At 37.4% G+C, this 11679-nt stretch carries 10 protein-coding genes; 1 reads left to right on the top strand and 9 read right to left on the bottom strand.

The window, feature by feature from the left end; genetic code table 11:
• The first annotated feature begins 135 nt into the window (after nt 1-135).
• Nucleotides 136-336, top strand: a complete 201-nt coding sequence (locus VLZ86_RS06015; RefSeq protein ID WP_325449744.1) for a Lacal_2735 family protein — start codon at nt 136-138, stop codon at nt 334-336.
• A gap of 267 nt (nt 337-603) precedes the next feature.
• Here the strand turns inward: VLZ86_RS06015 and VLZ86_RS06020 are convergent, their stop codons facing one another.
• The 9 genes from VLZ86_RS06020 to VLZ86_RS06060 all read right to left on the bottom strand — a co-directional run.
• A complete protein-coding gene (locus tag VLZ86_RS06020; protein WP_325449745.1) occupies nt 604-1407 on the bottom strand; it encodes a helical backbone metal receptor in 804 nt (267 codons plus the stop codon).
• A 117-nt stretch (nt 1408-1524) separates the two neighbouring features.
• Nucleotides 1525-2343 carry an orotidine-5'-phosphate decarboxylase gene (gene pyrF / locus VLZ86_RS06025; RefSeq protein ID WP_325449746.1) on the bottom strand — a complete coding sequence of 273 codons (819 nt, stop codon included), beginning with the start codon at nt 2341-2343 and terminating at the stop codon, nt 1525-1527.
• A 32-nt stretch (nt 2344-2375) separates the two neighbouring features.
• A complete protein-coding gene (gene prfA / locus VLZ86_RS06030; protein ID WP_325449747.1) occupies nt 2376-3452 on the bottom strand; it encodes a peptide chain release factor 1 in 1077 nt (358 codons plus the stop codon).
• A 553-nt stretch (nt 3453-4005) separates the two neighbouring features.
• Complete coding sequence (locus tag VLZ86_RS06035) at nt 4006-6558, bottom strand: adenosylcobalamin-dependent ribonucleoside-diphosphate reductase (protein ID WP_325449748.1); 2553 nt, start codon at nt 6556-6558, stop codon at nt 4006-4008.
• Between the two features lie 195 nt (nt 6559-6753).
• Nucleotides 6754-7704 (bottom strand): DUF3078 domain-containing protein, encoded by a 951-nt coding sequence (locus tag VLZ86_RS06040; protein ID WP_325449749.1) that lies wholly within the window; start codon nt 7702-7704, stop codon nt 6754-6756.
• Between the two features lie 29 nt (nt 7705-7733).
• Nucleotides 7734-8912: an AIR synthase related protein gene (locus VLZ86_RS06045; RefSeq protein WP_325449750.1), complete on the bottom strand. Its 1179-nt coding sequence runs from the start codon at nt 8910-8912 to the stop codon at nt 7734-7736.
• A gap of 36 nt (nt 8913-8948) precedes the next feature.
• On the bottom strand, nt 8949-9626 hold the full coding sequence (locus tag VLZ86_RS06050) for a Curli production assembly/transport component CsgG (RefSeq protein WP_325449751.1): 678 nt from the start codon (nt 9624-9626) through the stop codon (nt 8949-8951).
• A gap of 216 nt (nt 9627-9842) precedes the next feature.
• Nucleotides 9843-9995, bottom strand: a complete 153-nt coding sequence (locus tag VLZ86_RS06055) for a hypothetical protein (RefSeq protein WP_190246213.1) — start codon at nt 9993-9995, stop codon at nt 9843-9845.
• Between the two features lie 244 nt (nt 9996-10239).
• Nucleotides 10240-11679 (bottom strand): glutamine synthetase type III (locus VLZ86_RS06060; RefSeq protein WP_325449752.1); only part of this gene is annotated, 1440 nt, incomplete at its 5' end.

Below are 11679 nucleotides of genomic sequence, written 5' to 3' on the forward strand. Positions count from 1 at the left end.
TGTGGTCTGAACATAATTGATAAGATTATAAGTCGATGGGAATTTTCCATCGACTTTTTTTATGAATATTTTTAAAAATTTAACTTGTTCGCTAAGTGTATTTTAGATATATTTAACTTTCAAACTGTTGTAGTCATGAAAACTTTATTGGAAATTAAATCGCACCAACTCAAACTACAAAAACGATATAAACATCTAATTGAACAAGCCTACAATGTTCGTCAAACGGATCATGCCTTAAGTGATATCTCAGAATATAAGGCCATAAAGCTTTTAAACAAACTTAACCGTTTGAAATATTTAAACAGAGATGCAACCCCAAAAGCTTCAAATTAATAAATTATCAAAATTTTAACTTTATCCGCACGTCCTTAGGGGTTTATAATCCGTATTTATAGTTTAAGAATATATCCTAATAACCTATGAATACACATAATTGCAAAGTTGGAAAAGTTAAGTTTGGCCTCAACGAAGTCCTAAACTTAAAAGAAGTAGAGAAAAACTACATTAAATTTACTGAAGAAGCCTACAATTTGTTACAATCAGACGCCAGTTTGAGCGACTTTTTATACCATGAAGCTTCAAAATTGAGAAAGATCATTCTCAACTTGAAAAATTCTCAGACAAGTGATGTTGATGCAGCATTTTAAAATAATCAAACGCTTTTAATAATCGCGATCCATACCAAGAGAACATTTCGCCATCAACCACAAGAATAGTGGCATTTGGAAAGAATGGCTTGATCTCTTGTTTATGTTCCTCTTTGAATGGAAATGGTTCACTTGAGAGCAGCACGAGCTCTGCTTGTTCTGTGTCAGAGGCTTTTAGAAGGACCTCTGGATAACGACTTTGATGGCCATAATAATTCTCAAACCCATTTAGGCGCAATAATTCGTCTATAAAATTATGTCTTGCGGCGACCATCCACGGTCCTTTCCAAATAAAATAAGCAGCCGTTCTTTTCGGTTTATCCTTTATATAATCCTCAAACTCAAATTTTTTTTTACTGATCTCTTTTATCATTGTAATGGCGGCCTTTTTCTTTGAGAACAGATCGCCATATAATTCAATTAATTCTAGAGTATCATCAATGGTATAAATGTCACTGATATGTACAATGGCAATTTTTTCTAACTCTTGAATCATCGCTTTGGTGTTTTCCTCTTTATTGCAGAGAATAATATCCGGTTTCAAGTCTCTTATTTTATCAAAATTGACTTGTTTTGTACCACCAACCACAACTTTTTCTTCTTTTAGATGGATTGGGTGCACACAGAATTTGGTTATCCCTACAATTGAAGATTCCAAGCCCAAATCTACTAACAATTCAGTTTGTGAAGGGACCAAGGAAATGATCCGCTTAGGTATTTTATCTACTGTAATATGTCTATGGAGTTGGTCTTTCATTTTATTTCCTAAAGCGGCGCTGGGACGCCAAATAAATTTCAATCTAGAATTTTCGCATAGGAACGACACCTAAAATTAGGAAAAAACTTATCCAAGTGTCCAAGGAAATCAGAAACATCAATAGCGCTCTAAAATCGAGGCCATCTCCTTTTGTAATTCCTTTGCTTTTTCGGCAGCAACTGCCGCAAAATCCTTTCCGTATGATGCAAAGATGATTCCTCTTGAGGAGTTGATCAAAAGCCCTACCGAGTCATTCATTCCATATTTGCACACCTCTTGAAGATTGCCACCTTGAGCTCCAACTCCTGGAACCAACAAAAAGCTGTTTGGTATTATGTTGCGGATATCGGCTAAACATTCCGCTTTTGTCGCTCCTACAACATACATGAGGTTGTCAGAATTCTTCCAGGTTTTTGAAGTTTCCAGAACATGTTTATACACTTCTTTGCCATCGATTGTTTTTGTTTGAAAATCAAAAGCTCCTTCATTGGAAGTCAAAGCCAAAAGAATAGTATGTTTTTCCTTAAACTCCAAAAACGGCTCAACAGAATCCTTTCCCATATATGGGGCAACGGTAACACTATCAAAGCCTAAGTCTTCAAAAAACGCTTTCGCATACATGCTGCTGGTATTCCCAATATCGCCGCGTTTGGCATCGGCAATTGTAAAAATTTCAGGATGGTTTTGATTGAGATATTGAATTGTTCTTTCTAGGGATTTCCAACCCTTTAGTCCATAAGCTTCATAAAACGCTGTGTTGGGCTTATAGGCCACACACAAATGATGCGTGGCGTCAATGATGGCTTTGTTAAAGGTAAAAATAGGATCTTCTTCTTTGAGAAGGTGTTGTGGGATTTTACTCAAATCGACATCTAAACCAATACATAGAAAAGATTTTTTAATTTTGATTTGCTCAATTAGGTGTGCTGTTTTCATACCATAAAAAAGCCTCAAAATGAGGCTTGTTATTAAATTACGTCTGTATTTGCTTTTAACTTTTGGGTATTTTCTGCTAATTGCAGCTCATCAATGATCCGCTGAATATCGCCATTGACAATATTGCCCAAATCATAAAGTGTCAACCCGATTCTATGGTCAGTGACGCGTCCTTGTGAATAATTATAGGTTCTAATTTTAGCACTTCTATCCCCTGAACTTACCATGGACCCACGCTTTTCAGCATCTGCGGCATTTTTCTTTGCCAATTCCATTTCATAAATCCGTGAACGCAGAACTTTAAATGCCTTCTCCTTATTCTTGTGCTGAGATTTCTGATCCTGACACTGTGCCACCAATCCGGTTGGAATGTGGGTTAAGCGTACTGCAGAATAAGTTGTGTTTACCGATTGGCCTCCCGGACCTGAAGAACAGAAGAAATCAATTCTCACATCTTTCGGATTAATCTCCACATCAAATTCTTCAGCCTCTGGAAAAACCATTACTGTTGCTGCACTCGTATGAACACGTCCTTGAGTTTCAGTTTGTGGGACGCGTTGTACACGGTGCACACCTGCTTCAAACTTCATGGTTCCGTATACATCTTCGCCAGAAATTGCAAATTGAATTTCCTTGAAACCTCCGTTTGTGCCTTCGCTATAATCTACGACATCTACTTTCCAGCCTTTGCTTTCGCAATATTTGCTGTACATTCTAAACGAATCGCCTGCAAAAATACTTGCTTCATCCCCACCTGTACCGGCACGAAGTTCCATAACTGCATTTTTGACATCCTCAGGATCCTTCGGAATCAACATCAAGCGGATTTCATCTTCCAGTCTTGGGATACCCTCCTTTGCCTCGTCATATTGCATCTTGGCCATTTCCACCATTTCCGGATCGCTGCCATCATTTAAAATCTCTTCGGCTTCAGCCAAATTGTTAGTCAATTCTAAATACTCCTCGCGCTTATTCATCAACTTGCGCAAGTCCTTATATTCTTTATTGAGTTCAATATAACGCTTTTGATCTGTCATGATATTTGGTTGGATAATTAAATCGCTAACCTCATCAAAGCGTTGTTTTACTATTTGTAACTTGTCTAACATATATGGTTTAATTGTGATGCAAAAGTACAATAATTTCTTAATTGTAAATTGAGAATTTTCAATATAGCCCAAAGAAAAGCGACAAGAAAGGACTCATTTGGCCAAAGAAAAAAAACCAACCTCGAAATATTTTTAAAAAATAAGTTCTTGAAAACTTCGTTTACTAGTTATGACACACCGCTTAGGCCCCATATTGTTACTTTACAAACCTTTTTTATGGTGAATGGCCATCAATGTTCTAATGGTTATTTTCAACCCTTACATCTTACCGAGTAGCATTACCAAACTACTACTCACACTTTTTATTTGATTTTTCAATGCATGAAACCAACGCCAAACGTAAATTGAGTTTTTATAAGAATTTAGGCATTTCTACCAGGCGATTGTTTACAACACTTTTCCTGGTTGACCTGACCATAACTATTGGTTTTCTGCTTTTAATGAAGGCGTTTATATAATATTCGCAGAATTATATTTAAACACTTAAACCTATCAGAATAAATTGAAAATAAAAAAGGAGGCTATAACCTCCTTTTTCCAATTCATTCAAATTTTATCCACATTTTGAAGACCCACAATCCTTACAGGTCAAACAACCTTCTTGGTAGATAAGGTTTTCTGATTTGCAGCTGCTGCACGATTGGCCTTTGGCTTGAGTTCCGTCTTCTACATACCGTTTTAAAGCTCTCGCTACACCGTTTTTCCATGTGTTGATAGACTCGGTATCCAATTGCAGACTGTTGATCAAATCCACAACTTTATCAATGGGCATCCCGTGACGTAAGGTACTTGAAATCATTTTGGCGTAGTTCCAATATTCGGGATCAAATTTATGTGACAACCCTTCAATGGTCGTTTTATATCCTCTCATGTTTTGGTATTGGAAATCATACCGAGAGGTACCGTCTTCGTTTCTGTTCTTAATGATAAACCCTTTATTTGCCCAACGCGGGATCAAGATCCCATCTTCATCGTCGGCGAGACCCGTAAAAATCTCATAAGGCTTGCCATCTATCAACCCGATAAAAGCAATCCACTTTTCTTTGTTATTTTGAAATCTCACCACATCGGCTTCCAACGTTTGCGGACGCTTAGTTGGAAACGTTGTCAAGGTTTCTTGTGTCTCTTCCTTTTTTTCATCATTTGAAATCAGGACCCCAGAACGTGAGCCATCGCGATAAACAGTGACGCCTTTACAGCCCTTTTCCCAAGCTTCCATGTAAAGTTGACCTACCAACTCCTCAGTGGCGTCATTAGGCAAGTTGATGGTAACACTAATAGAATGATCCACCCATTTTTGTACCGCACCTTGCATAGAAACTTTACTCATCCAATCCACATCATTAGAGGTAGCTTTATAATATGGTGATTTTTTGATCAAGACATCCAATTCCTTTTGATCATAATTTTTACTGATATCATACCCGTTTACCTCCATCCACTGTTTGAATCTATGGTGAAAAACCACATATTCTTCCCAAGAATCACCAACCTCATCAACAAAATCGACTCGAGCTTCTTTGTCATTAGGATTTACCTTGCGACGTCTTTTATAGACGGGCATGAACACAGGCTCAATACCAGAAGAAGTCTGGGTCATCAAACTTGTGGTTCCTGTTGGTGCAATGGTCAATAAAGCAATATTACGACGCCCAAATTCGCTCATGTCATAATATAATTTTTCATCGGCTTCTTTTAGGCGTTGAATGAACGGGTTGTTCTTTTCACGCTCCATATCAAAAAACGCAAAAGCACCGCGCTCTTTCGCTAAATCAACCGAAGCGCGATAAGCTGCCAACGCTAAAGTTTTATGAACTTCTACTGAAAACTTATTCCCTTTTTTGCTTCCATATTGAATTCCTAGAGCGGCCAACATATCACCTTCTGCCGTAATTCCGACACCGGTTCTTCTCCCTTCTTTTGCCTTAGTCCTAATATTTACCCATAAATTCCGCTCGGTAGCTTTAACTTCATCATCTTCAGGATCCGCATCAATTTTCTGCAAAATGACATCGATTTTCTCCAATTCCAAATCGATGATATCATCCATAATACGCTGCGCAGCCGCAACGTGTTTTTTGAACAAGTCAAAATTGAATTTTGCTTCTGTGGTGAAAGGTTGCTCAACATATGAAAATAGATTGATGGCCAACAATCTACAGGAATCATAGGGACATAATGGAATTTCACCACAAGGATTGGTAGATACTGTCTTATAACCTAAATCGGCATAACAATCTGGGAGGGATTCATTAATGATGGTGTCCCAGAATAAAATTCCAGGTTCGGCTGACTTCCATGCATTATGGACGATTTTCTTCCAAATAGCATTCGCTTCTATGGTTTTTGAAAATTTAGGGTTCTCGCTAAAAATTGGATATTTCTGATCGTACATGCTGTTTGATTGCACCGCCTTCATAAAGTTGTCATCTATTCTTACAGAAACGTTAGCACCTGTAACCTTACCTTGCTCAAGTTTGGCATCAATAAAGTCTTCAGCATCTGGGTGATTGATGGAAACTGACAGCATTAAGGCTCCTCTTCGGCCATCTTGCGCCACTTCTCTTGTAGAATTGGAATAACGCTCCATAAATGGAACAATACCTGTAGAGGTCAAAGCTGAGTTCTTTACAGGAGAACTCTTTGGTCTAATATGCGACAAATCATGTCCTACCCCACCACGACGTTTCATTAATTGAACCTGCTCCTGGTCAATTTTCATAATCCCTCCGTAAGAATCGGAATCACCAGAATTCCCAATGACAAAACAGTTGGAAAGTGATGCAATTTGAAACGGGTTACCAATTCCTGCCATCGGACTTCCTTGAGGTACGATATATTTGAAATCTTTGATGAGATCAAAAATCTCTTCTTTAGACATTGGGTTTTGATATTTTGACTCAACACGTGCAATTTCTTTTGCAATTCGGTTGTGCATATCATTTGGTGTCAATTCATAAATATGACCTTCGGAATCTTTAAGCGCATATTTATTTAGCCAAACTCTAGCGGCTAAATCATCACCTTTAAAATAGTCTAAAGCAGCATCAAAAGCTTCTTCTTGTGTGTAGGTTGGGGTTGGGGAGGTAAGCGTGTCAACTTTCATGGATTAATATACTTTTAACAATTAAAGAAATGTTTTATAAAAGTATAAAGAAACGAAAAATAATCAACTTGGATTAGGACCAAAATCATGAAGTTTGCAGGAAAGACACTCTAACATAATGATTATAAGTCAACTAACTATTTATCAACATTATAAAGTTAACAAATATTTTAAACACTAAATGGTTATTGGAATTTAGAAATTAAATGCTACACCTATGCCTAGGAGTTGCTTCCACTGCACTTTTGCACCCCGCTCAACATATTCACCATCTATTCCAGTAGGTGTAGAAATTTTGATGTCATCATCGTATTTCAAATGGGAACTTAAAGATGCTCTTACAAATTGGTTGACCTTAAAGTCAAAAGCAACCAACCAGTCCACATCCACATTTCCAAAATTCTCAAGATAATCCGTATACAAATTGAGCTTGGTAGAAATTTTAATATTTTCAAACATTTCGGTCTCAAAAAAATGGGACACTAAAATACCAACTTCATTTCTTATTCTTTGCCCAGATCGGATCAGGTTTCCATCGGCATCATAAACCGCTGGATCAACTCCAAACGCCCCCTTATTGGCCAAGGCCTCATCCAGGACAAATGTGGTTTTTACGGTTAAAGGCGAAAAATAAAATGAAAACTTTTCAAAATCCTTACCGTATTCCGCACCAGCACCAATAAACATATATCCAGGGGCCATAAACTTAGAGATGGGTGTTTCTTTATTAGGGTAATTATAACCATTGGTGAACTGCGATTTAAGGTTCACATGTCCAGAAAAAAACCAGTTGGTCAAGGAATCCTTTCTGTAGCCCATTTTAGAGTCGATCTCAAGAATATCTTCCGTTTTCCTTAAGTTCTGAGCCTCTTGTTTGTTGACGCCATAGCGAATCTTACCGCTATTTTTCCAAAAAAAGTTTTGGCGATCATAATTTAATGATGAATTTAATCCCAAGAGCCCTGAAATAGAATTACTTCCTCCTGAACTCCAGTTGACAAAGGTCACTTCACTAATATCAAGACTGACCCGGTTTTTTTGAATCCATTTTGGTTTCTCAATCGCAGCAACTGAATCTTTATCTGTGGTTTGGCCGTTTAAAAATTGACATAGCAACACTATGCTCAGAAATACAATAGTTCTCATTAAGTAGGGATTAATGGTTTAGACCAGTTTTAATAATTAAATTCTCCAAATTCACTTTTAATGGTCAACTGTTTTTTAGCGGCATTTTCCACCCTTCCCACTATTTGTGCGTCTACGTTAAAGGATCTTGATATTGAAATCAGATCTTCAGCAATTGAAGGAGACACATATAGCTCCATACGGTGGCCACAGTTGAACACTTGATACATTTCCTTCCAAGTTGTATTGGATTGCTCCTGAATCAACTTAAACAACGGAGGAATTGGAAATAAATTATCTTTTATGACATGAAGGTCATTTATAAAATGAAGAATCTTGGTTTGGGCACCGCCACTGCAATGCACCATCCCATGAATATCTCCTGAATTGTATTTTGATAAAATATTTTTGATTATTGGCGCATAGGTGCGGGTTGGCGAGAGCACTAATTTTCCGGCATCCAAAGGTGACCCTTCTACAGCATCAGTTAACTTAATATTTCCCGAATACACTAAATCCTTAGGCACAGCCGCGTCAAAACTCTCTGGATATTTATCAGCCAAATACCTATGAAACACATCATGACGTGCAGAAGTGAGACCATTACTGCCCATTCCGCCGTTATACTCATTTTCATAGCTTGCCTGTCCAGAAGACGACAAACCAACAATAACGTCACCCGCTTGGATGTTGGCGTTATCGATCACATCGGAACGCTTCATACGCGCGGTAACCGTAGAGTCCACAATGATGGTACGCACTAAATCGCCTACATCAGCAGTTTCACCTCCGGTAGAATGAATAGTGACTCCGAAAGCTTTCAATTCGGCAATCAGTTCTTCTGAACCATTTATAATGGCAGAAATTACTTCACCAGGAATTAAATTCTTATTTCTTCCAATGGTAGAAGATAACAAGATATTATCCGATGCACCAACACAAAGCAAATCGTCAATATTCATTATCAATGCATCTTGCGCAATGCCTTTCCAAACGGAAATATCACCAGTCTCTTTCCAATACATATAGGCAAGAGAGGATTTTGTACCTGCACCATCCGCATGCATGATGAGACAGTAATCTTCATCATTGGTGAGATAATCCGGAACAATCTTACAAAACGCCTGTGGAAACAGACCTTTATCTATATTTTTTATGGCATTGTGCACATCCTCCTTAGAAGCGGAGACGCCTCTTTGAGCATACCTTTTACTGATATCTTGACTCATAATATTAATTGGAAACGCAAAAATAAGGATTGTATCTTAGTTTTCCTTAATAATCGGATTTGAATTCATAATAGAGGGCAAACCTTTAAGTATTCCATCTTTTTTATCCCCGCCACCAAAGTAAATAGTAACACCCCCCAAAATGCGCCAATAGGTATCATCGGAAGCTCCAAATACTCTACCATCAAGTGTATCACTCAAAACGTAATTGTAGTCTGCCAGCAACCTTAAACCCATTCCGGGAGCAACGATAATCTCAAACCCTGCTCCTCCCTGAAATTTGGTTGCTGTTTGAGTAAAGTAATTTGAGGCATTCAAACCACCGCCCGCAAATATAAATGGGGAAAAATTTTTATACGGAGATAGGAGATATTCCAAATTAACATCAAAAGACATAAACCCCTCATTATAGATATCCTTAAATGCGAGATTAAATTTGTTGTAGGTCAAACCGATATCGAAATATGGTGAAAGACTTCGTTTATACCCTATACGGAATGCTATTTCAAACATTGCATCGGGAAGATCACCATTGATACTTGACGTTCCAATGGCCGCTTCAATAACATTTGCTCCTCTATAGTTGAAGAAAAAGCTGTTCTTATCAGAATTTTTAATCTCTTCATAATTTTGGTTTTGTGCAAACGACATAAAACTGAAGGATGTCAGGATCACTAAAGAGATGGTCTTAAAAAAATAAGAAGAAACTTTCATGAGTTTTTAATTTAAATAAAAATTTGAAAATTGATTTTAGTACTGATCAATAAACCGAAGAATGGTTGGCAAAGAAATTTCATTTAATACTACAAAGGGTCGAATCATGACTGATATCCGATAAAAAAAAGGACAGCTAATTCAAAAAGAATTAGTTGTCCTTTAGTGTTTTCACTATATGTTAAACAAGGTTATTTTTCTTAATAGAAACTCGAATTAATATTTAAATTGAGCATTCTTTTGAAATCCATCATGAACAATAACTACCGTATCCTTTTTCATAACCGGAGCATCATCATTCGAATCACCTTGAGAAAACAAATAGGTTGCAAATGCCAAAGCCGCAAGGCTGAGTATTAGTTTTTTCATTTTAATAATTATTGATTAATAGCACTACAAATATAAGAAATGAAGTCGCTGAAAACGAGCTTTAAAGCATCTATTATTAACGATAATCAATAATTTCGACTAGTTGCATTTTATCAAGATGAAATACATTTTTCCAAGTGGTCACATACGTAGACATACGTATTAGAAAAGCAGTTTAGGAATTTATTAACGCAAAAACCTCTAATTAAAGAGGTTTTTTTATATTGAAAGTTATCGGTTAAACTTAATTTGTAAACAACAATTCGCGATATTTAGTCATTGGCCATAATTCGTCGTCCACCAACAATTCCAATTTATCGCAATGGTAGCGAATACTATCAAACAAAGGTTTTACTTTAAAGCAATAATCATTCGCTCTAATTTCAAAATCCTCTATGAGATTTGCCGTTCTTCTCTCATCAGTCATTCTAGTCACATCAGAGTTAATTGAAGAGATATGGCCTGAAATATCCTCGATTAGGTTTAACTGTTCTTGAGCAAATTTCTTAAAGTCTTTTCCATAGATCTCCTTCAGCCCTTTTACGTTTTTTATCAGTCTATTTTGATATTGGACGGCCACTGGCACAATATGGTTGCGCGCAATATCACCAAGGACGCGACCTTCAATTTGAATACGCAAAATATAATCTTCCAACTCAATCTCATAACGCGACTCCGATTCAATTCGGTTCATGACGCCCATTTCCTCAAAAAGCTTAATTGCCTTTTCGGACACCTTCGCTTTTAATGCTTCAGGAGTTGTTCTATGATTGCTAAGGCCTCGCTTTGCAGCCTCTTTTTGCCAAGCTTCACCATATCCATTTCCTTCAAATAGAATGTTTTTGGATTTCTTTATATAATCTCTCAAGACGTTGAAAATGGCATCATCCTTTTTCATTTCCTTTTTCTTGATCAATTTATCTACCTCTGCTTTAAAATCACGTAACTGTTTGGCGACAATCGTATTTAAAACCGTCATCGGATTGGCACAATTGGCGGTAGAGCCCACCGCTCTAAACTCGAACTTATTTCCGGTAAAGGCAAAAGGAGAGGTCCTGTTCCGATCGGTATTATCCAATAAAACATCGGGGATTTTTCCAACGACATTCAATTTCAATTCCGTTTTTTCCTCTGGTGATAATTTACCATTGGTAACATTTTCCAATTCGTTTAAGACTCCCGTCAATTGTTCCCCAATAAAAACGGACATAATAGCCGGTGGCGCTTCATTTGCTCCCAATCGGTGGTCATTGCTTGCTGAGGCTATTGCAGCCCTTAAAAGCTCTTCATTATCATTGACCGCTTTTATTGTATTAATAAAAAAGGTTAAGAACTGTAGATTGCTCATTGGGGTTTTTCCGGGACCCAACAAATTAACGCCAGTATCTGTACTCAAACTCCAGTTATTGTGCTTTCCGGAACCATTTACGCCTGCAAATGGTTTTTCATGGAACAACACCCTGAAATTGTGACGTTCGGCAACTTTGTGCATGACATCCATCAACAAAGAATTGTGGTCCACTGCTAAATTAGCCTCGTCATAAATGGGCGCCAATTCAAACTGGTTTGGAGCGACTTCGTTATGTCGCGTCTTAACTGGAATACCTAATAGCATACATTCAACCTCCAAATCTCTCATATAGGCTAATGCTCTTGCTGGAATGGAACCAAAATAATGATCATC

It is taken from the genome of Gelidibacter sp., assembly GCF_035515035.1.
In the GTDB taxonomy this organism is placed as follows: domain Bacteria; phylum Bacteroidota; class Bacteroidia; order Flavobacteriales; family Flavobacteriaceae; genus Gelidibacter.